General features: G+C 34.8%; 17 protein-coding genes and 5 tRNA genes. All 22 read left to right on the plus strand.

Annotated elements, in window-relative coordinates:
* Positions 1-78: 78 nt before the first annotated feature.
* Positions 79-1680 carry a sodium:alanine symporter family protein gene (locus NNL09_RS13525; protein WP_025665919.1) on the plus strand — a complete coding sequence of 534 codons (1602 nt, stop codon included), beginning with the start codon at positions 79-81 and terminating at the stop codon, positions 1678-1680.
* A gap of 14 nt (positions 1681-1694) precedes the next feature.
* The gene (locus NNL09_RS13530) at positions 1695-2573 is read left to right on the plus strand and encodes a ComEA family DNA-binding protein (protein ID WP_196909562.1); all 879 of its coding nucleotides are present in this window, start codon (positions 1695-1697) and stop codon (positions 2571-2573) included.
* Positions 2574-2720: 147 nt separating this feature from the next.
* A complete protein-coding gene (locus tag NNL09_RS13535; RefSeq protein WP_196909563.1) occupies positions 2721-3887 on the plus strand; it encodes an acyl-CoA dehydrogenase family protein in 1167 nt (388 codons plus the stop codon).
* A 241-nt stretch (positions 3888-4128) separates the two neighbouring features.
* Complete coding sequence (locus NNL09_RS13540) at positions 4129-5508, plus strand: alpha-amylase (protein ID WP_025665922.1); 1380 nt, start codon at positions 4129-4131, stop codon at positions 5506-5508.
* A gap of 88 nt (positions 5509-5596) precedes the next feature.
* On the plus strand, positions 5597-5791 hold the full coding sequence (gene rpsU, locus NNL09_RS13545; RefSeq protein WP_024768892.1) for a 30S ribosomal protein S21: 195 nt from the start codon (positions 5597-5599) through the stop codon (positions 5789-5791).
* A 124-nt stretch (positions 5792-5915) separates the two neighbouring features.
* Positions 5916-6806 (plus strand): tyrosine-type recombinase/integrase, encoded by an 891-nt coding sequence (locus NNL09_RS13550; protein WP_196909564.1) that lies wholly within the window; start codon positions 5916-5918, stop codon positions 6804-6806.
* 68 nt (positions 6807-6874) lie between these two features.
* Complete coding sequence (gene hpf / locus NNL09_RS13555; RefSeq protein ID WP_025665924.1) at positions 6875-7177, plus strand: ribosome hibernation-promoting factor, HPF/YfiA family; 303 nt, start codon at positions 6875-6877, stop codon at positions 7175-7177.
* A gap of 101 nt (positions 7178-7278) precedes the next feature.
* Positions 7279-7352, plus strand: a tRNA-Thr gene (locus NNL09_RS13560).
* Positions 7353-7479: 127 nt separating this feature from the next.
* Positions 7480-7561: transfer RNA gene (locus tag NNL09_RS13565), tRNA-Tyr, on the plus strand.
* A gap of 100 nt (positions 7562-7661) precedes the next feature.
* Positions 7662-7734, plus strand: a tRNA-Gly gene (locus NNL09_RS13570).
* A gap of 229 nt (positions 7735-7963) precedes the next feature.
* Positions 7964-8035: transfer RNA gene (locus NNL09_RS13575), tRNA-Thr, on the plus strand.
* Positions 8036-8093: 58 nt separating this feature from the next.
* Positions 8094-9281, plus strand: a complete 1188-nt coding sequence (tuf, locus tag NNL09_RS13580; RefSeq protein WP_025665925.1) for an elongation factor Tu — start codon at positions 8094-8096, stop codon at positions 9279-9281.
* A gap of 58 nt (positions 9282-9339) precedes the next feature.
* Positions 9340-9412: transfer RNA gene (locus NNL09_RS13585), tRNA-Trp, on the plus strand.
* Positions 9413-9515: 103 nt separating this feature from the next.
* Entirely contained in the window at positions 9516-9713 is a 198-nt protein-coding gene (gene secE, locus NNL09_RS13590; RefSeq protein WP_025665926.1) for a preprotein translocase subunit SecE, read from the plus strand.
* Between the two features lie 9 nt (positions 9714-9722).
* Positions 9723-10277, plus strand: a complete 555-nt coding sequence (gene nusG / locus NNL09_RS13595; RefSeq protein WP_024768887.1) for a transcription termination/antitermination protein NusG — start codon at positions 9723-9725, stop codon at positions 10275-10277.
* Between the two features lie 75 nt (positions 10278-10352).
* Positions 10353-10790 carry a 50S ribosomal protein L11 gene (rplK, locus tag NNL09_RS13600; RefSeq protein WP_024768886.1) on the plus strand — a complete coding sequence of 146 codons (438 nt, stop codon included), beginning with the start codon at positions 10353-10355 and terminating at the stop codon, positions 10788-10790.
* Between the two features lie 18 nt (positions 10791-10808).
* Positions 10809-11504, plus strand: coding sequence for a 50S ribosomal protein L1 (gene rplA / locus NNL09_RS13605; RefSeq protein ID WP_025665927.1), 696 nt, complete (start codon positions 10809-10811; stop codon positions 11502-11504).
* 15 nt (positions 11505-11519) lie between these two features.
* A complete protein-coding gene (gene rplJ, locus NNL09_RS13610) occupies positions 11520-12041 on the plus strand; it encodes a 50S ribosomal protein L10 (protein WP_025665928.1) in 522 nt (173 codons plus the stop codon).
* A 68-nt stretch (positions 12042-12109) separates the two neighbouring features.
* Entirely contained in the window at positions 12110-12487 is a 378-nt protein-coding gene (gene rplL, locus NNL09_RS13615; protein WP_025665929.1) for a 50S ribosomal protein L7/L12, read from the plus strand.
* Positions 12488-12623: 136 nt separating this feature from the next.
* Entirely contained in the window at positions 12624-16433 is a 3810-nt protein-coding gene (rpoB, locus tag NNL09_RS13620; protein ID WP_025665930.1) for a DNA-directed RNA polymerase subunit beta, read from the plus strand.
* 97 nt (positions 16434-16530) lie between these two features.
* A complete protein-coding gene (rpoC, locus tag NNL09_RS13625; protein WP_025665931.1) occupies positions 16531-20829 on the plus strand; it encodes a DNA-directed RNA polymerase subunit beta' in 4299 nt (1432 codons plus the stop codon).
* 65 nt (positions 20830-20894) lie between these two features.
* Complete coding sequence (locus NNL09_RS13630; RefSeq protein ID WP_025665932.1) at positions 20895-21209, plus strand: DUF3467 domain-containing protein; 315 nt, start codon at positions 20895-20897, stop codon at positions 21207-21209.
* The last annotated feature ends 63 nt before the right edge of the window (positions 21210-21272 follow it).

Here is a 21272-nt window from a genome sequence, read left to right on the forward strand (position 1 = left end):
TAAAAAAATTGTAAACAAATGTTTTTTTTACCATCTTGCTCACTTCTTAACAATTAAATTCAATTAATTCACAAAATCATGAAGAGAATTCTTCTTTCACTTTTAGCACTCACCATTCCATTTTTAACATTTGCACAAGAGGTCACAGAAAAAGGACTTGATCAGAAAATAGACGAAGGTTTTAAACCTGTATCCGACTTTTTCTCTGCAGTAATTTTCTTTGAAGTTTTTGAAGGTGCTCCGTTTGTTATCATATTATTAGTATTAAGTGCATTGTTTTTTACTTTATATTTTGGTTTTCCTAACTTCAGGTATTTTGGAAAAGCTATTAATGTAGTACGAGGAAAATATGATGATGTTGAAGGGCATAGCTTAGGAGACCCATCGGCTGCGGTAGATGGTGATATAAGAGATACCATACGGGATGAATCTAAGGAAGGAGAAGTTAGTCATTTTCAAGCATTGGCAACAGCAGTTTCAGGTACTGTGGGTAATGGTAATATTGCGGGGGTAGCCCTGGCAATTGCACTTGGAGGACCAGGAGCTACATTTTGGATGATTATTTGTGGATTATTAGGAATGTCTACCAAGTTTGTAGAATGTACTCTTGGAGTTCAGTATAGAGACGTAGGAGAAGATGGTACTGTGTATGGAGGTCCTATGTACTATTTAAGTAAAGGATTAAAAGAAAGAGGATTTAAAGTTCTAGGAAAAATTGCAGCAGTTATATTTGCTATATTTTGTATAGGAGGATCTTTTGGTGGTGGTAATGCTGCACAATCTAATCAGGCTACTGTTGTTTTAAAAGAGCTTTTAGATCTTCAAAGTACAGGTGCAGGTTTTTGGATTGGAATAATTCTGGCAATTCTTGTTGGGATCATTATTATTGGAGGAATTAAGCGTATCGCTTCTGTAACAGAAAAGGTAGTTCCTTTTATGGCTATCTTATATTTATTAGCTTGTTTATATATAATTTTTGGTAATTTTTCTTTAGTTGATGATGCTATAGGCTTAATTATTAGTGAAGCTTTTAATCCAACAGCTATTGGAGTTGGAAGTATTATAGGAGTTCTTTTAGTAGGTTTTAAGAGAGCTGCATTTTCTAATGAGGCAGGAGCAGGTTCTGCGTCTATTGCACATTCTGCAGTAAAAACTAAATATTCTGCAAGTGAAGGACTTGTTGCTTTACTTGAACCTTTTATTGATACTGTAGTGATATGTACAATGACCGCATTAGTAATTATTATTTTCAATTTTGGTGGAGCATTTGAGTATGGAGGCGATGGTTCTGGAGCAGTTTTCATTGATGGAGTATCTTATGAAGGTGCAGGAATAACTTCTATGGCCTTTGCAAAATATATACCTTATTCTAATGTGTTTTTAACCATTGCAGTAGTATTATTTGCGGTTTCAACTATGATTTCCTGGTCATACTATGGTTTACAATCCTGGAAATTCTTATTTGGTAGAGGTAAAGCTGCCGATTTAGTCTATAAACTATTGTTTTTAACTTTTGTAATAATTGGAGCAGCAGCTAGTATGAATTCTATTTGGGCATTCTCTGATGCAATGATTTTTGCAATGGTATTTCCAAATATGATAGGTTTATTTTTCTTATTTCCTGTAGTTAAAAAACAACTTACAAGATACTTTGATGCGATAAAAGCATCAAAAAGTTAAAAAGACTATTCTTTATGAATTATAAAAAGTCCCATTTCGAAATACACTCACGTTTTCGAAATGGGATTTTTCTTTTATCAATTATCCTATTTGTTGTGCTTATAGGATATTATGTTTACCCAAAATCTTCTTCTCAACAGTATAGTTTTGTCGAAATGACCTCTTTTCAGCAGCAAATAGACTCGCTTAAGAGTGTAGCCGAACAACAAAAAAAAGAATATCGTTTACAGCCTTTTAACCCAAATTTTATCTCAGACCATAAGGGGTATATGTTAGGACTTTCTACAAGAGAACTAGATCGACTTCATGCATACAGAAATGATAATAAATGGATCAATTCTATTGCAGATTTTAAAAAAGTAACTCGGGTTTCTGATTCGGTTCTTTCGGCTATATCTCCTTTATTTAAATTCCCAGAATGGATAAAAAAGAGTAATACCGGGATGAGCAGGAAATATTCTAAGAAGAAATTTCCAATTAAATCGTATGATCAAAAAAAAGATTTAAACACAGTTTCTGGTAAAGAACTGGAGCAAAGTATTGGCCTGCCTCATTTTATTGCAGAAAGAATAATCAAATATAGGAATAGTATAGGAGGTTTTACTCTAGATATCCAACTTGAGGATGTTTATGGTTTATATGATAATCAGAAAGATAAAATCTTATCCATGTTTACGGTTAAGACGCCTAAAAAGATAAAAAAAGTAAATGTAAATACTGCGTCAGTCAATGAATTAATGGAAATACCATATTTTGATTTTGAAATGGCGTTGGATATTAAAGAATTTATTGAAGATAATGGGAATATATCAAACTTTAACGAATTAGGAAAAATTGAGGGTTTTTCTCTCAAAAAAATAGATAGAATAAAGTTATATTTGACATTGAATTAAGAATCATTAAAAAATTGCTACGAATTTTGATGAATCATTAAAATAATAATTGATTCATAAGCCCATTTTATGGATTTCGGTTTTATTGTATTAAAGAAGCAATCATTATATGTAGTAATATGTTAACAAAAAAACGAAGGTTGTCATATGAATAGTATGTATTTTACAGAAGAACATGAATTATTTAGGCAAAGTCTTAGGGAGTTTCTGAAAAAAGAAGTAACACCACATATAGACAAATGGGAAAAAACTGGAGATATTGATCGGTTTATTTGGGAGAAGTTTGGTGAAATGGGATACTTTGGAATTGCGTATCCAGAAGAATACGGTGGACTAGACCTCGATCTGTTTTATACTGTGATACTTTTAGAAGAACTGCAAAAAATTAATTCTGGTGGTTTTGCTGCTGCTATATGGGCACATGCATATTTGGCGATGACACATTTAAATAAAGAAGGTGATCATAGAATTAAAGAAATGTATTTAAAACCCAGTATATCTGGTGAGAAAATAGGATGCCTAGGTATTACAGAACCTTTTGGAGGTTCTGATGTTGCAGGAATGAGAACTACAGCAGTAAAAGAAGGAGATCATTACGTAATTAACGGATCTAAAACCTTTATTACTAATGGTGTTTATAGTGATTACCTCGTTATAGCTGCAAAAACAAATCCCGAATTAGGAAATAAAGGGATAAGTATCTTTGTTGTTGATAGAGATACTCCAGGGATTTCTACTACTAAATTAGAAAAACTGGGATGGAAAGCTTCTGATACTGGAGAAATTGCTTTTGATAATGTGAAAATTCCCGCAAATAACTTAATGGGAGAAGAAAACAAAGGGTTCTCATATATTATGCAGCATTTTGCTTTAGAAAGGTTGATAATGGGAGTTAATGCACATGCACGAACAGAGTATGCATTAGAATATGTTATACAATATATGTCGGAGCGAGAAGCTTTCGGGAAGACGATTGATAAATTTCAGGCGCTAAGACATACTGTTGCAGATATTGCAAGTGAAGTAGAAATGTGCAAAGAATTTAATTACTCTGTTGCTAAACGACTTAATGATGGGAAATATGTGGTTAAAGAAGCCAGCATGTCGAAGTTGATTTCTACCAAAATTGCTGATGAAGCAATATATAAATGTCTACAACTATTAGGGGGCTATGGATATATGGAAGAGTATCCAATGGCAAGACTATTTAGAGATAGCCGATTAGGTCCAATAGGAGGCGGAACTTCAGAAATATTAAGAGAAGTAATTGCTAAGATTATAATTGATAAAAAAGAATATAAAGCGGCAACGTAAAATAGTATAGATTTTTTAACTAAAATTTTATATACCAAAAACCTCGGGGAGAAACCTCGAGGTTTTTTTTGTTCTATACTTTTTTAGGTTTAAAAAATAGCTACTTATCGTTTTGCACTAGTATAAAACGATAAAGTTTAAAGTTTTATCAACACGCAAACGTTTGCGTGAGATTTCAAACGTTTTCGGCTTTTGTAAAATACTTAATTTGATAAAAATTTAACACAAACATTAGTTAATTATGAAAATCAAAACATTTTTTTATGGACTTCTTACTATAACGTTTTTGTTTATTAGTTGTAGTAAAGATGAGGTTTTAGACGAAGCAGCACCTGAGTCCGGGGATTTACAGGAAGAGGTTTCTTCAAAAGCGCTAAAACAAATTGGTTCGGGAGTAATGATGCAAGCTTTTTATTGGGATGTGCCTGCGGGCGGTACCTGGTGGAATGTTGTAAAAGGAAAAGTAAACAGTTGGAGCAATGCAGGTATTGATGCTATTTGGTTGCCACCTGTTAGTAAAGCAATGAATGGAGGATTGTCTATGGGATATGACCCCTTTGATTATTATGATTTTGGTGAGTATAACCAAATGGGGAGTACCGAAACCAGATTTGGTTCGCGTTCAGAATTAACCAGTTTAATTACAACTGCACATAATAATAGCCTAAGCGTAATTGCAGATATAGTGATTAATCACAATAGTGGAGGAGATTCTGAAGCTAATATTTTTACTAATTCTAATACATATACAGATTATAACCCTCTATCTGGATTATTTGAAAGAACTCAGTATGATTTTCACCCAAATGATTACCATGCTAATGATTCTGGTGTTTTTGGAGGTTTTGCAGATATATGTCACCACAAAAGTTATGTACAGGATTGGTTGTGGAAAAAATCTAATTCTGTAGCGAAGTATTATAAAAATACTATGAAATTTGATGGTTGGAGATTTGATTACGTAAAAGGATTCGAACCTTGGGTTCCAAAAGAGTTTAGAAATGCAGTAGGAGGATTTGCTGTAGGAGAGTATTGGGATGGAAATGTAAACACCTTAAAATGGTGGACGGATCAGGCGCAGATGTCTGCATTTGATTTTGGATGTTATTACAAAATGAGAGATGCATTTCAAGGAAATAATTTAAACGCACTTAGCGGAGATATGCTATGGAAAAGAAGTCCAACAAGAGCAGTTACTTTTGTGGCTAATCATGATACTGATGAAATTATCAATAACAAAATACTGGCTTATGCGTATATTTTAACTCATGAAGGATATCCTGCGATTTTTTATAGAGATTATGAGGATTGGTTAGATAAAAATAAAATGAATAATCTAATTTGGATTCATAACAATCTTGCAGGAGGAAATACAACAAACCTTTGGACAGATAATGACGAATATATCGCTAGAAGAAATGGAGGAAGTGGTAAAAATGGTTTAGTGGTGTATATTAATAATTCAAATTCATGGCAAGAAAGATGGATCCAGACCAATTGGTCAAACAAGAAAATTAAAGATTATACTGGTCATTCGGGATGGGAACCGACTACTCAGGGAGGTAAATGGGTTAAAATTCAGGCACCACCAAAGGGCTATTCTGTTTGGTCTTTGAAATAATATTAAATATTATTGAAGAAAACTTTGTGGATAATAGTTTTGTATTATCTTTGCACCCTAATTATTTCTAAAGAAAGGAGGTGCCACTATGTTAATTATACCAGTTAAAGACGGAGAAAATATAGATAGAGCGTTAAAACGTTTTAAAAGAAAATTTGATCGAACAGGAACGATGCGTCAGCTTCGTAAACGTCAAGCGTTTTCAAAACCTTCTGTTGAAAGAAGAGCGCAGATTCAAAAAGCGCAATATATTCAGCACTTAAGAGATCAAGAAGAAATTTAAAGGTAAATAACGCTGTCTTTATAATGTTTCTTCTTGTGAAGAAACTAGACTGCCGTTTTTCAGTATAAATTTTAACCGTTAGGATGCTAAAAGTTTTATACTTTTGTTTTCTAACGGTTTTTTTATGTTTATTTCTGAGTTTATAGAGTACTTACTTCACGAAAAAAATTATTCTAAGCATACGGTAACAGCCTATAAAGCAGATTTGCTATCTTTTTTAGAATTCTATCAAATAGAATATGATACTTCTGAGATAGCCAATGCAAACTATGCTCAGATTCGTTCCTGGATTGTGAATCTTGTTAATGATGGTATTTCTAATCGAACGATTAATAGAAAGGTCTCTTCTCTTAAAACATATTATAAATTTCTGCTTAAGTCAGAACAAATAGATAAGAATCCCCTGGCGAAGCACCAAGCTTTAAAAGCGCCTAAAAAGCTTCAAATACCATTTTCTACGCAAGAAGTAGAAGATGTTTTGAAAGGTTTAAGAGATGATCAGGATTTCGAAAGTGTTAGAGATAGGTTGATTGTAGAGCTTTTTTATGCTACAGGAATAAGAAGAATAGAATTGGTGAATCTTAAGTTATCAGATGTAGATATAAATCAGAAGCAAATAAAAGTTTTAGGTAAACGTAATAAGGAAAGGTATTTGCCTCTTCTTTCGTCGGTTTGTGATACATTGAGCCTGTATTTGACTGTGAGATCTGATTTGATTAGGGGGCAAGAACCCTCCTTTTTGCTTTTGACAAAAAAAGGAGTTAAAATCTATGAAACACTTGTATATCGCATTATAAATGGTTATTTTAGTAAGGCATCTTCAAAAGTGAAAAAGAGTCCGCATATTTTAAGACATTCTTTTGCGACACATTTACTAAATGAAGGGGCAAATCTAAATGCTGTAAAAGAATTGCTTGGCCATTCTAGTTTAGCTGCTACTCAGGTATATACTCATCATAGTGTAGCTCAGTTAACAAAAGTGTATAAACAATCTCATCCAAGGAATAAAAAATAAAGATGAGTTGTTAGCTTGTCAATCTTTTTGGCTTAAAATTTTGTTCAATCTAATTAAACTAACAACCTATGAAAGTGAACTTGCAGTCCGTAAATTTTAATGTAGATCAAAAGTTGGTGAATTTTACTCAAACTAAATTGGATAAGTTAGAAACTCATTTTAATCGAATAATTCATGCAGATGTATTTTTGAAAGTTATGAATACGAGTAGTAAAGAAAATAAAATTACGGAGATTTTATTGAGTGTGCCGGGAGACGAATTTATGATAAAAAAAATTAACAAATCCTTTGAAGAAGGTGTAGATGAGTGTGTTAGTTCGTTAGAAAGACAACTTAGAAAGCGTAAAGAAAAATTAAATGCACATGTTTGACTATTTTTTTTGAAAAATAGTTTTGTGAAAGAAATAAATTCTATACATTTGCAGTCCGTTAGAAATAGCGGACTTTTTTATGTTCTAAAACATGGTGAAAAGCCGATGTAGCTCAGCTGGCTAGAGCAGCTGATTTGTAATCAGCAGGTCGTGGGTTCGAGTCCCTCCATCGGCTCTAAAAAAGCATTTTTTTTAAATAAAAAATAAAGCTTTTTAAATAGAATTTTGAATTGTAAAATAAATGACTATTTTTGCGCACTCAAAATTCATAAGTTCATTTTAAAATATTGAATTTTTTAATCGGGGAGATACTCAAGCGGCCAACGAGGGCAGACTGTAAATCTGCTGACTATGTCTTCGCAGGTTCGAATCCTGCTCTCCCCACATAATTTTGAAATAAGCATCAACTTAATTTGTCTAGATGTTTTTTTAAAAGAAGTTAAAAATAAAATTCTGTTCTGAAATTTTTAATTCAGGACTAAAAGCGGGAGTAGCTCAGTTGGTAGAGCGTCAGCCTTCCAAGCTGAATGTCGCCAGTTCGAACCTGGTCTCCCGCTCTAAGAATTTTCTTTACGTTCAAATAATATATTTGACTAGTAAAAGAAAACAGGGTGAAAAGCCTGTGTAGAGAGTAGAGCCTGTTTTTTTGAGGTTTTAGCTCTAAAATAGAGCAAATCTTAATTGTAAATAATTAAGGTTGGATTTTTAACATAAATGTAATGATTGATCGGATTTCTTTCTTATAGTATTGAAAGTGCTCTGATTTGTCATTATACTCATTAAAAAGCCGGTGTAGCTCAGGGGTAGAGCGTTTCCTTGGTAAGGAAGAGGTCACGAGTTCAAATCTCGTCATTGGCTCTAGGTTCAGAATTTTGAATTGAACACTAATATATAACTTAGATTAAATAAATTAATTATGGCAAAGGAAACTTTTGATCGTTCCAAACCGCACTTAAATATTGGTACTATTGGACACGTTGATCACGGTAAAACGACTTTAACTGCTGCGATTACTAAAGTATTAGCAGATGCAGGTCTTTCTGAAGCGAGAGATTTTGATCAAATCGATAATGCTCCAGAAGAAAAAGAAAGAGGTATTACTATTAATACATCTCATGTTGAGTACCAAACTGAGAATCGTCATTATGCGCACGTTGATTGTCCAGGTCACGCCGATTATGTAAAGAACATGGTTACTGGTGCTGCACAAATGGACGGAGCGATCTTAGTAGTTGCTGCTACAGATGGTCCTATGCCACAAACTCGTGAACATATACTTTTAGGTCGCCAGGTAGGTATTCCTAGAATCGTTGTATTCCTTAATAAAGTGGATATGGTTGATGATGAGGAATTATTAGAGCTTGTTGAGATGGAAGTTAGAGATCTTTTATCTTTCTACGAATATGATGGAGATAATGGTCCTGTAATTTCTGGTTCAGCTCTTGGAGCTCTTAATGGTGAGCAAAAATGGGTTGATACAGTTTTAGAATTAATGAAAGCTGTAGATGCTTGGATCGAATTACCTAAGCGTGATGTAGAAAAAGATTTCTTAATGCCGATTGAAGATGTATTTTCTATTACAGGTCGTGGTACTGTTGCTACAGGTCGTATAGAAACAGGTATCGCTAATACTGGAGATCCAGTTGAGATTATTGGTATGGGAGCTGAAAAGCTTACTTCTACTATAACAGGTATCGAGATGTTCCGTCAAATCCTTGATAGAGGTGAGGCAGGAGATAATGCTGGTATCCTATTAAGAGGTATTGAGAAAACTCAGATTTCTCGTGGTATGGTAATCACTAAACCTGGTTCTGTAACTCCACATAAAAAATTCAAAGCTGAGGTGTATATCCTTAAGAAAGAAGAAGGTGGACGTCACACTCCATTCCATAATAACTACCGTCCTCAGTTTTATGTACGTACAACTGATGTAACAGGAAATATTGCTCTTCCTGATGGAGTTGAAATGGTAATGCCTGGAGATAACTTAACAATTACTGTTGAGCTTATTCAGACAATTGCAATGAATGTAGGTCTTCGTTTTGCGATCCGTGAAGGTGGTAGAACAGTAGGTGCCGGTCAGGTAACTGAAATTTTAGACTAATACAAGATAGTATATAAAAGTTAAGGTATTCGTTGATACGAATACCTTGACTTATGTTACGGGTTTAGCTCAGTTGGTAGAGCACTGGTCTCCAAAACCAGGTGTCGGGAGTTCGAGTCTCTCAACCCGTGCAAAGTCAATCAATATTGTATATATACAGTAATAGATTGTTATAATAATGAGTTTTATAACGAAATTAAAATTTGTTTTTGATTCGTTTAAAAAATAAACAAGATGGCTGGACTAGTAAATTACATTGCAGAATCATATAATGAGCTAAAGAATCATGTGACTTGGACCCCTTGGGCAGAAGCACAAAGACTTACTTTGATTGTAATCGTTTTTTCGGTTATTTTTTCCTTAGTTATCTGGGGTATAGATACTGCATTTAGTAATGTGATAGAATATTATTTTACTTTAGTTAAATCTTAAATTTTTAAAATGGCTGAAGTAGATAATACGAAGAAATGGTACGTGGTAAGAGCGGTAAGCGGTCAGGAAAATAAAGTTAAAGACTATATCGAGCGAGAGATTGCTCATATGGGACTTGAAGATTATGTTTCTCAGATTCTTGTACCTACAGAAAAAGTAGTGCAGATTCGTAATGGAAAAAAAATAAATAAAGAAAGAGTGTATTTTCCTGGTTATGTTATGATAGAAGCTAACCTTTCTGGAGAAATACCACATATCATTAAATCTATTAATGGTGTAATAGGTTTTCTTGGTGAAGTAAAAGGAGGAGATCCTGTGCCACTAAGAAAAGCAGAAATTAATAGAATGCTAGGTAAGGTTGATGAACTTGCAGTTAAAACTGATAACGTTGCAATTCCTTACACAGTAGGAGAGACAGTAAAAGTTATCGATGGACCATTTAACGGATTTAATGGTACTGTTGAAAAAGTAAACGAAGAGAAGCGTAAACTCGAGGTAATGGTTAAGATTTTCGGAAGAAAAACACCATTAGAATTGAGTTATATGCAAGTAGAAAAAATATAATAATTGTTACATTATAGATCCAGAGTTGTTCTTTTGCTTCCACTTATAGAACAATTCTAATTTAAAATTAGAAAAATGGCTAAAGAGATAGGTAAAGTAGTAAAATTACAAGTGCGTGGAGGAGCGGCAAACCCATCCCCACCAGTTGGACCTGCTTTAGGTGCTGCCGGAGTAAATATCATGGAATTCTGTAAGCAATTCAATGGTAGAACACAAGATAAAGCTGGTAAAGTATTACCAGTGGTAATTAATGTGTACACAGACAAGTCTTTTGACTTTGTTATCAAAACTCCACCAGCAGCTGTTCAGATACTGGAAGCAGCAAAACAGAAAAAAGGTTCTGGAGAGCCTAATCGTAAAAAAGTAGCTAGTGTTACTTGGGATCAAGTTCGTACAATCGCAGAAGATAAAATGCAGGATTTAAATGCATTTACTGTAGAATCTGCTATGAAAATGATTGCTGGTACTGCTCGCTCAATGGGTGTAACTGTAAAAGGACAAGCTCCTTTTTAATCCAAAAACGTTTACAAAATGGCAAAAGTAACTAAAAAGCAAAAGGAAGCAAACGCTAAAGTTGATAAAAACAAAGCGTATTCATTAGATGAAGCTTCTGCTTTAGTAAAAGAAATAACAAGCGTAAATTTTGATGCTTCTGTAGATCTTGCTGTTCGTCTGAACGTAGATCCACGTAAAGCAAATCAAATGGTGCGTGGTGTGGTAACTTTACCTCACGGAACAGGAAAAGATGTTAAAGTATTAGCATTAGTAACACCAGATAAAGAAGCCGAAGCAAAAGAAGCAGGTGCTGATTTTGTTGGCCTTGATGAATATCTTGATAAAATCAAAGGTGGATGGACAGATGTTGATGTAATCATCACCATGCCTAGCGTTATGGGTAAATTAGGACCATTAGGTAGAGTATTAGGACCTCGTGGATTAATGCCTAACCCAAAAACTGGAACAGTAACAATGGATGTTTCAAAAGCAGTTTCTGATGTAAAGGCAGGTAAGATTGATTTTAAAGTAGATAAAACTGGTATTGTTCATGCAGCAATAGGTAAATCTTCTTTTGATGCCGAGAAAATAGCAGGAAACGCTAAAGAATTATTAACAACATTGGTAAAGTTGAAGCCACAGACAGCAAAAGGAATATATATTAAATCAATATATATATCTTCTACTATGAGTCCTGGTGTAGAAATTGATACTAAAAACTTTGCTGGGTAATTAAGATAAACGATTATGACAAGAGAAGAAAAATCACTAGTAATTGAAGACTTAACTGCTCAGTTAGCTGATAACACTAATATCTATTTAGCAGATATTTCAGGATTGGATGCAGGAACGACTTCAAATTTACGTAGAGCTTGTTTTAAAGCTAATGTATCATTAAAAGTAGTTAAGAATACACTCCTTGCAAAAGCAATGGAGAACTCAGATAAAGATTTTGGAGAATTACCAACTACATTAAAAGGTAATACTTCCATTATGTTTGCTGAAACCGGAAATGCACCAGCAAAGGTGATTAAGGAGTTTCGTAAGAAATCTGAAAAACCTTTGTTAAAAGGAGCATTTATAGAAGAGGCAGTATATGTAGGTGACGAAAACTTAGACGCTTTAGTTAATATTAAGTCTAAGGAAGAAGTTATCGGAGACATTATTGGTCTATTACAATCACCAGCTAAGAATGTTATTTCAGCATTAAAATCAAGTGGTGGTACTATAGCCGGTATTCTTAAAACGTTATCCGAAAAAGAAGGGTAATTAATAGTAGTGTACGCACTTTTTAACAATTATATTTCAATTAAAAAAATTATTTAAAACGATAGAAAATGGCAGATTTAAAAGATTTCGCAGAACAATTAGTTAACTTAACAGTAAAAGAAGTTAATGAGTTAGCTGATATATTAAAAGAAGAATATGGTATCGAACCTGCTGCTGCTGCAGTAGCTGTAGCTGCTGGCGGTGGTGCTGGTGGAGGAGATGCTGCTGAAGAAAAAACAGAATTTGATGTAATCCTTAAGGCTGCAGGTGGTGCTAAACTAGCTGTTGTAAAACTTGTAAAAGAACTTACAGGTCTTGGTCTTAAAGATGCTAAAGGATTAGTTGATGAAGCTCCTAAAGCAATCAAAGAAGGAATATCTAAAGATGAAGCAGAAGCTCTTAAAGCACAATTAGAAGAGGCTGGAGCTGAGGTTGAGCTTAAATAAGCTTACCATATATTGACATATAGGTTTAGACCCATCATGCAATGATGCCTGATGAGGTCTAAACCATTTTGCGTATATAAACATTAAGTTATAAATACGCACCCTTTTTTAAATTTTAATTTAATTCCGTCCATTGATGTTAGCAACGCAAACTGAAAGATTGAATTTCTCTTCTGTAAAGAATAGACCTGATTATCCTGACTTCCTGGATATTCAGATCAAATCCTTCCAGGATTTCTTTCAACTAGAAACAAAATCTGAAGAAAGAGGAAACGAAGGTTTATACAATACCTTCATGGAAAACTTCCCGATTACAGATACTCGTAATCAATTTGTACTAGAATTTTTAGATTACTTTGTAGACCCTCCAAGATATGATCTGCAGGAGTGTATAGAAAGAGGTCTTACCTATAGTGTACCTTTAAAAGCCCGTCTAAAACTTTTCTGTACAGACCCAGAACACGAAGATTTTGAGACTATTGTTCAGGATGTGTACTTAGGTACAATTCCTTATATGACACCCAGTGGTACTTTTTGTATTAATGGGGCAGAGCGAGTAGTCGTATCTCAATTACACCGTTCACCGGGAGTATTCTTTGGACAATCATTCCATGCCAATGGAACTAAATTATATTCTGCAAGAGTAATTCCTTTTAAAGGTTCTTGGATAGAATTTGCTACCGATATCAATAGTGTAATGTACGCTTATATCGATAGAAAGAAAAAATTACCGGTAACGACACTTTTCCGTGCAATTGGTTTTGAACGTGATAAAGATATTTTAGAAATATTTGATCTTGCAGAAGAAGTAAAAGTTTCTAAATCCGGATTGAAAAAAGTATTAGGACGCAAGTTAGCAGCCCGTGTATTAAATACATGGCATGAAGATTTTGTGGATGAAGATACAGGAGAAGTAGTGTCTATTGAGCGTAACGAGATCGTTTTAGATCGTGATACCATCTTAGATAAAGATCATCTTGAAGAGATTATCGAATCTGGAGCAAAAACCATTTTGCTTCATAAAGAAGATAATCAAAAAGGAGATTATGCAATTATCCACAATACTTTACAAAAAGATCCTACCAACTCTGAAAAAGAAGCGGTAGAACATATATACCGTCAATTACGTAATGCAGAACCGCCCGATGAAGAAACTGCAAGAGGTATTATTGACAAGTTATTCTTTTCTGATCAACGTTACAACCTTGGTGAAGTAGGCCGTTATAGAATGAATAAGAAATTGGGACTTGATATTGCAATGGATAAGCAAGTGCTTACCAAAGAAGATATTATTACCATTATTAAGTACTTAATAGAGTTAATTAATTCTAAAGCTGAAATTGATGATATCGATCACCTTTCTAACCGTCGTGTTAGAACTGTAGGAGAGCAATTATCACAACAGTTTGGAGTTGGTCTGGCTCGTATGGCTCGTACCATTCGTGAACGTATGAATGTTAGAGATAATGAGGTTTTTACACCGATTGATTTGATCAATGCTAAAACGTTATCATCTGTAATTAATTCGTTCTTTGGTACAAACCAATTATCTCAGTTCATGGATCAAACCAATCCATTAGCAGAGATTACACATAAGCGTAGACTTTCGGCTCTTGGACCTGGAGGTTTATCACGTGAACGTGCAGGTTTTGAGGTACGTGATGTACACTATACACATTACGGTCGTCTATGTCCTATTGAAACTCCTGAAGGACCAAATATTGGTCTTATCTCTTCACTTTCTGTATTTGCAAAAGTGAATTCGATGGGATTCCTTGAAACTCCATATAGAAAAGTAGAAGAAGGAAAGGTTGATCTTTCTGGATATACTTACCTAAGTGCAGAAGAGGAAGAAGAAAAATTAATAGCTCAGGCTAATATTCCGTTAAAAGAAGATGGTGCTATAGATTCTGATAAGGTAATTGCACGTATGGAAGGTGACTTCCCGGTAATTGACCCAACCAATGTTAATTATGCCGATGTTGCTCCTAATCAGATAGCATCTATTTCTGCATCTTTAATTCCGTTCTTAGAACATGATGATGCAAACCGTGCATTGATGGGATCAAACATGATGCGTCAGGCAGTACCACTATTAAGAGTTGATGCTCCTATTGTAGGAACAGGATTAGAGCGTCAGGTAGCATCAGATTCCAGAGTATTGATTAATGCAGAAGGAGAAGGAGTTGTTGAGTATGTAGATGCACAAAAGATTACCATTAAATACGATAGAACAGAAGAGCAAAGAATGGTAAGCTTTGATGACGATTCTAAAACCTATGAATTAATAAAATTCCGTAAAACGAATCAAGGTACCAATATAAACCTTAAACCCATCGTTAATGTTGGGGATCGTGTTAAAAAAGGTCAGGTATTGTGTCAAGGATATGCTACAGAAAAAGGAGAACTTGCACTAGGTAGAAACATGAAAGTAGCCTTTATGCCTTGGAAAGGGTATAACTTTGAGGATGCGATTGTGATTTCTGAAAAAGTAGTACGAGAAGATATCTTTACTTCAATCCATATTGATGAATATTCTCTTGAGGTTAGAGATACCAAATTAGGTAATGAAGAATTAACTAATGATATTCCTAACGTTTCTGAAGAAGCTACCAAAGATCTTGATGAAAACGGAATGATCCGCGTTGGTGCAGAAATCAAACCGGGTGATATTCTTATCGGAAAAATTACTCCAAAAGGAGAAAGCGACCCTACTCCAGAAGAGAAACTATTAAGAGCAATTTTTGGAGATAAAGCAGGAGATGTTAAAGATGCTTCTTTAAAAGCTTCGCCTTCTTTACATGGTGTGGTAATTGATAAAAAATTATTTGCCCGCGCTATAAAGGATAAGAGAAAACGTTCTCAGGATAAAGAAGATATTGAGATTTTAGAAAGATCATACGATACAAAATTCGAATTGCTAAAATCTGAATTAGTAGATAAGTTATTTGCTATTGTTGGTGGTAAAACTTCTCAAGGGGTTATGAATGATCTTGGAGAAGAGGTGCTTCCTAAAGGTAAAAAGTATACTCAGAAAATGCTTAATAGCGTAGATGATTATGCTCACCTTACCAAAGGAACGTGGACTACCGACGATGCTTTAAATAGTATGGTTGCAGATCTTATCCATAACTATAAGATTAAAGAAAATGATTTACAAGGTAATCTTCGAAGAGAGAAATTTACGATCTCTGTAGGAGATGAGTTACCTTCAGGAATTATAAAACTTGCTAAAGTTTATATTGCTAAGAAACGTAAGCTAAAAGTAGGTGATAAAATGGCAGGTCGTCACGGTAACAAAGGTATTGTTGCTCGTATTGTAAGAGAAGAAGATATGCCATTCTTAGAAGATGGAACACCAGTTGATATTGTGTTGAACCCACTTGGGGTACCATCTCGTATGAATATTGGTCAGATCTATGAAACAGTATTAGGATGGGCTGGGCAAAAACTGGATAGAAAATTTGCTACTCCAATTTTTGATGGTGCTTCTTTAGATCAGATTAATGGATTTACAGATGAAGCAGGAATTCCAAGGTTTGGACATACTTATCTTTATGATGGAGGTACGGGAGATCGTTTCCACCAGCCAGCTACTGTAGGTGTGATTTACATGCTTAAGCTTGGTCACATGGTAGATGATAAAATGCATGCACGTTCTATTGGTCCTTACTCGTTGATTACTCAACAACCACTTGGTGGTAAGGCTCAATTTGGAGGTCAGCGTTTTGGAGAGATGGAAGTTTGGGCGCTAGAAGCTTATGGTGCTTCTGCAACCTTACGTGAGATATTGACGGTAAAATCTGATGACGTTATAGGAAGAGCTAAGACATACGAAAGTATTGTTAAAGGTGAACCTATGCCAGAACCAGGATTACCAGAATCTTTTAATGTATTAATGCACGAATTAAAAGGTCTGGGTCTGGATATCAGATTAGAAGAATAGTAAATGCTAATTCGTACCCTGAGCAAAATCGAAAGGTACGAATGAACCATAAACTATTCAAAATTAAATTACAATAATTCTTTAGCAACCATATATTATGGCAAGAAATAATGATAAGAATACAGTAAAGAGATTTAATAAAATCTCTATAGGTTTAGCATCTCCTGAGTCAATTTTAGCGGCATCTCAGGGAGAAGTGTTAAAACCCGAAACTATCAATTATCGTACTCACAAACCCGAGCGTGATGGTTTGTTCTGTGAGCGTATTTTTGGACCTGTAAAGGACTTCGAATGTGCTTGTGGTAAATATAAAAGAATTCGTTACAAAGGTATTGTTTGTGATCGATGTGGAGTAGAGGTTACCGAAAAGAAAGTACGAAGAGATCGCGTAGGGCATATTAACTTAGTTGTCCCTGTGGCGCACATCTGGTATTTCCGCTCTTTACCAAATAAAATAGGATATTTATTAGGACTTCCATCTAAGAAATTAGATATGATTATTTACTACGAACGTTACGTAGTAATTCAGCCTGGTATTGCCAAAAATGAAGAAGGCGAAGCTGTACAGAAAATGGATTTCCTTACAGAAGAAGAGTATTTAAATATTTTAGATAGCCTTCCTCAGGAAAATCTATATCTTGATGATACAGATCCTAATAAGTTCATTGCAAAGATGGGAGCAGAGTGCCTTATCGAGATTTTAAGAAGAATTGATCTTGATGCACTATCTTATGAACTAAGACATAAAGCAAATAACGAAACGTCTAAACAACGTAAAACTGAAGCATTAAAACGTCTTCAGGTTGTTGAGTCTTTCCGTGATGCAAATAAAAATAGAGAAAATAATCCAGAATGGATGGTTCTTAAAGTTGTACCGGTAATTCCACCAGAATTACGTCCTTTGGTACCACTTGATGGAGGCCGTTTTGCGACTTCAGATTTAAATGACCTGTATCGTCGTGTGATTATCCGTAATAATCGTTTAAAACGTTTGATGGAAATCAAAGCTCCAGAAGTTATTTTACGTAATGAAAAACGTATGCTTCAGGAATCTGTAGATTCATTATTTGATAATACACGTAAGGCTTCTGCGGTTAAAACAGATTCTAACAGACCATTAAAATCATTATCCGATTCATTAAAAGGTAAGCAAGGACGTTTCCGTCAGAACTTACTTGGTAAACGTGTGGATTACTCAGCACGTTCTGTGATTGTTGTAGGACCAGAATTGAAATTATTCGAATGTGGTCTTCCAAAAAATATGGCGGCAGAACTTTATAAACCATTTGTCATCAGAAAATTGATTGAACGTGGTATTGTAAAGACAGTAAAATCTGCCAAGAAAATTATTGATAGAAAAGAGCCTGTAGTTTGGGATATCTTAGAGAATGTCTTAAAAGGACATCCGGTATTACTAAACCGTGCTCCTACGCTTCACCGTTTAGGTATTCAGGCTTTTCAGCCTAAACTTATCGAAGGTAAAGCGATACAGTTACACCCTTTGGTTTGTACCGCATTTAATGCCGATTTTGATGGGGATCAAATGGCAGTACACTTACCACTAGGACCCGAAGCAATTTTAGAAGCTCAGTTGTTGATGCTAGCATCACACAATATTCTTAATCCTGCTAACGGGTCACCTGTAACGGTTCCTTCTCAGGATATGGTCTTGGGGCTTTATTATATGACCAAGTCTCGTAGATCTACTCCAGAATTAGAAATAAAAGGAGAAGATTTAACATTCTACTCTCCAGAAGAAGTAGTTATTGCTTATAATGAAAAGAGATTAGATATTAATGCGAATATCAAAGTTCGTACTAATGATATTGAAGAAGGAGAAATAGTAACTAAAATCATAGAAACTACTGCTGGTAGAGTTTTATTTAATGAGAAAGTGCCAGAACAAGCAGGATATATTAATGAGGTATTGACCAAAAAATCACTTCGAGATATTATCGGAGGTATTTTGAAAGTAACAAGTGTTCCTGAAACAGCAGAGTTCTTGGATGAAATCAAAACCTTAGGATATAATTTTGCATTCCAGGGAGGATTATCATTTAGTTTAGGAGATATTATTATCCCTAAAGAGAAACATACCATGATTGCAGATGCAAATGCTCAGGTAGACAATATTGTAGCAAACTATAATATGGGTCTTATTACCAATAATGAGCGTTATAATCAGGTAATTGATATTTGGACATCTACAAATGCTGAGTTGACAGAATTGTCTATGAAGCGTATTCGTGAAGACCAACAAGGATTCAATTCGGTATATATGATGCTTGACTCTGGAGCAAGGGGATCTAAAGAACAGATTCGTCAGTTAACCGGAATGCGTGGATTGATGGCAAAACCGAAGAAAGCGAGTTCTGCTGGTGGAGAAATTATCGAAAACCCAATTCTTTCTAACTTTAAAGAAGGACTTTCTATTCTTGAGTACTTTATTTCTACTCACGGTGCTCGTAAAGGTCTTGCAGATACCGCTCTTAAAACTGCGGATGCTGGATACCTTACACGTCGTTTGGTAGATGTTGCTCAGGATGTTATTGTTAATATAGAAGATTGTGGTACACTTAGAGGTGTAGAGGTAACTCCGTTAAAGAAGAATGAGGAAATTATAGAAGGACTTGCAGCTAGAATAGTGGGTAGAACTTCATTGCAAGATGTTGTTAACCCATTAACTCAAGAAGTATTAGCAGAAGCTGGTGTAGAAATTAATGATGAAGTTGCTAAGATTATTGAGAATTCACCTGTAGAATCTGTAGAAGTTCGTTCTGCGCTTACTTGTGAAGCAAAGAAAGGAATCTGTGTAAAATGTTATGGTCGTAACCTAGCTACTGGTAAAACAGTACAGCGTGGTGAAGCCGTTGGTGTTGTAGCAGCTCAATCTATTGGAGAGCCTGGTACGCAGCTTACATTACGTACATTCCACGTGGGAGGTATTGCAGGTAACATTTCTGAAGAAAATCAATTAAGATCTAAGTTTGCTGGTAAAGCAGAAATTGAAGAGCTTAAAACGGTTAAAGGAGAAGATGGAGAAGGTAATGAGATCGATGTAGTAATTTCTCGTACATCAGAAGTTAAGATTATTGATCCAAAAACTAAGATTGTTTTAAGTACAAACTTAATTCCTTATGGTTCTCAATTATTTATCCAGGATGGAGATAAAATAGATAAAGATCATGTAATCTGTCAGTGGGATCCATATAATGGAGTAATTATCTCTGAATTTGCAGGTAAAGTAAGATATGAGAATATTGAACAAGGTACTACCTATCAAGTAGAGATTGATGAGCAAACTGGTTTCCAGGAAAAAGTAATTTCTGAATCTCGTGATAAGAAAAAGATACCAACACTACATGTATTAGGAAAAGGAGATGAAGTGTTACGTTCTTATAACTTACCTGTTGGAGCCCACCTTATGGTAGACGATAATGATAAGATTAAGGTAGGTAAAATTCTGGTTAAGATCCCTCGTAAATCTGCCAAAGCCGGTGATATTACAGGAGGTCTTCCTAGAGTAACAGAATTATTCGAAGCACGTAATCCTTCTAACCCTGCTGTGGTTAGTGAAATTGATGGTGTAGTATCATTTGGAAAAATCAAACGTGGTAATCGAGAGATTATCGTTGAATCTAGAATAGGAGAAATTAAAAAGTATCTTGTAAAACTTTCTAATCAAATTCTTGTTCAGGAAAATGATTATGTTCGTGCAGGAATGCCATTATCAGATGGATCTACCACACCAGAAGATATTCTTAAAATCAAAGGCCCTTCTGCAGTACAGCAGTATTTGGTTAATGAAGTACAAGAAGTATATCGATTACAGGGTGTGAAAATTAATGATAAGCATTTTGAAGTGGTAGTACGTCAAATGATGCGTAAAGTAAGAATCCAGGATCCAGGAGATACCATTTTCCTTGAGAATCAGCTAGTACATAAATCTGATTTTATCGAAGAAAATGATCAGATCTTCGGAATGAAGGTTGTTGAAGATTCGGGAGATAGTGAAAACCTTAAAGAAGGACAGATTATTTCTCCTCGTGATTTAAGAGATGAAAATTCTGCTTTACGTAGAGATGATAAAAACTTAGTTACTGCAAGAGATGTTTCTCCTGCTACAGCGACTCCAATACTGCAAGGTATTACAAGAGCTTCGCTACAAACCAAGTCATTTATCTCTGCGGCGTCATTCCAGGAAACAACAAAAGTGTTAAACGAAGCTGCGGTAAGCGGTAAAATTGATAGCCTTGAAGGTCTTAAAGAAAATGTAATTGTTGGGCATAGAATACCAGCAGGAACAGGAATGAGAGACTATGAAAGTATCATTGTTGGTTCAAACGAAGAGTTTGAAGAACGAATGGAACAGCGACAAGAAGTTAATTATAACTAATATAAATAGCCTGCCTTTTTAGGCAGGCTTTTTTTTGATCAAACGATTCTAAAATAAAATTAGATATGGCAGATAATAAAAATCAGAAACAAAATCAATTGAATATAGAACTAGATGAAGATGTTGCAGATGGTACATATAGTAATCTTGCAATTATTAATCATTCTGTTTCAGAATTTGTAGTTGATTTTGTAAACATTATGCCCGGTAGACCAAAAAGTAAGGTGAAAAGTAGAATTATTCTAACTCCACAGCATGCCAAAAGATTATTAAAAGCTCTTAGTGACAATGTAAATCGATTTGAAGCTGCTCATGGAGAAATTAAAGATTATGAACAAACACCAATCCCTATGAATTTTGGTCCTACAGGAGAGGCTTAGATAAGAAATATAATAAAAAAACCGACCTAAGTACTATATTTATGTAGTACTTAGGTCGGTTTT

It is taken from the genome of Aquimarina sp. EL_43 (assembly GCF_943422735.1).
Taxonomy (GTDB): domain Bacteria; phylum Bacteroidota; class Bacteroidia; order Flavobacteriales; family Flavobacteriaceae; genus Aquimarina; species Aquimarina megaterium.

What these genes read in the sequence shown, in the direction of transcription:
- NNL09_RS13525 (WP_025665919.1), top strand. Translation starts at nt 79, where the DNA reads ATGAAGAGAATTCTTCTTTCACTTTTAGCACTCACCATTCCATTTTTA.
- NNL09_RS13530 (WP_196909562.1), top strand. Translation starts at nt 1,695, where the DNA reads ATGAATTATAAAAAGTCCCATTTCGAAATACACTCACGTTTTCGAAAT.
- NNL09_RS13535 (WP_196909563.1), top strand. Translation starts at nt 2,721, where the DNA reads ATGAATAGTATGTATTTTACAGAAGAACATGAATTATTTAGGCAAAGT.
- NNL09_RS13540 (WP_025665922.1), top strand. Translation starts at nt 4,129, where the DNA reads ATGAAAATCAAAACATTTTTTTATGGACTTCTTACTATAACGTTTTTG.
- rpsU (WP_024768892.1), top strand. Translation starts at nt 5,597, where the DNA reads ATGTTAATTATACCAGTTAAAGACGGAGAAAATATAGATAGAGCGTTA.
- NNL09_RS13550 (WP_196909564.1), top strand. Translation starts at nt 5,916, where the DNA reads ATGTTTATTTCTGAGTTTATAGAGTACTTACTTCACGAAAAAAATTAT.
- hpf (WP_025665924.1), top strand. Translation starts at nt 6,875, where the DNA reads ATGAAAGTGAACTTGCAGTCCGTAAATTTTAATGTAGATCAAAAGTTG.
- tuf (WP_025665925.1), top strand. Translation starts at nt 8,094, where the DNA reads ATGGCAAAGGAAACTTTTGATCGTTCCAAACCGCACTTAAATATTGGT.
- secE (WP_025665926.1), top strand. Translation starts at nt 9,516, where the DNA reads ATGGCTGGACTAGTAAATTACATTGCAGAATCATATAATGAGCTAAAG.
- nusG (WP_024768887.1), top strand. Translation starts at nt 9,723, where the DNA reads ATGGCTGAAGTAGATAATACGAAGAAATGGTACGTGGTAAGAGCGGTA.
- rplK (WP_024768886.1), top strand. Translation starts at nt 10,353, where the DNA reads ATGGCTAAAGAGATAGGTAAAGTAGTAAAATTACAAGTGCGTGGAGGA.
- rplA (WP_025665927.1), top strand. Translation starts at nt 10,809, where the DNA reads ATGGCAAAAGTAACTAAAAAGCAAAAGGAAGCAAACGCTAAAGTTGAT.
- rplJ (WP_025665928.1), top strand. Translation starts at nt 11,520, where the DNA reads ATGACAAGAGAAGAAAAATCACTAGTAATTGAAGACTTAACTGCTCAG.
- rplL (WP_025665929.1), top strand. Translation starts at nt 12,110, where the DNA reads ATGGCAGATTTAAAAGATTTCGCAGAACAATTAGTTAACTTAACAGTA.
- rpoB (WP_025665930.1), top strand. Translation starts at nt 12,624, where the DNA reads ATGTTAGCAACGCAAACTGAAAGATTGAATTTCTCTTCTGTAAAGAAT.
- rpoC (WP_025665931.1), top strand. Translation starts at nt 16,531, where the DNA reads ATGGCAAGAAATAATGATAAGAATACAGTAAAGAGATTTAATAAAATC.
- NNL09_RS13630 (WP_025665932.1), top strand. Translation starts at nt 20,895, where the DNA reads ATGGCAGATAATAAAAATCAGAAACAAAATCAATTGAATATAGAACTA.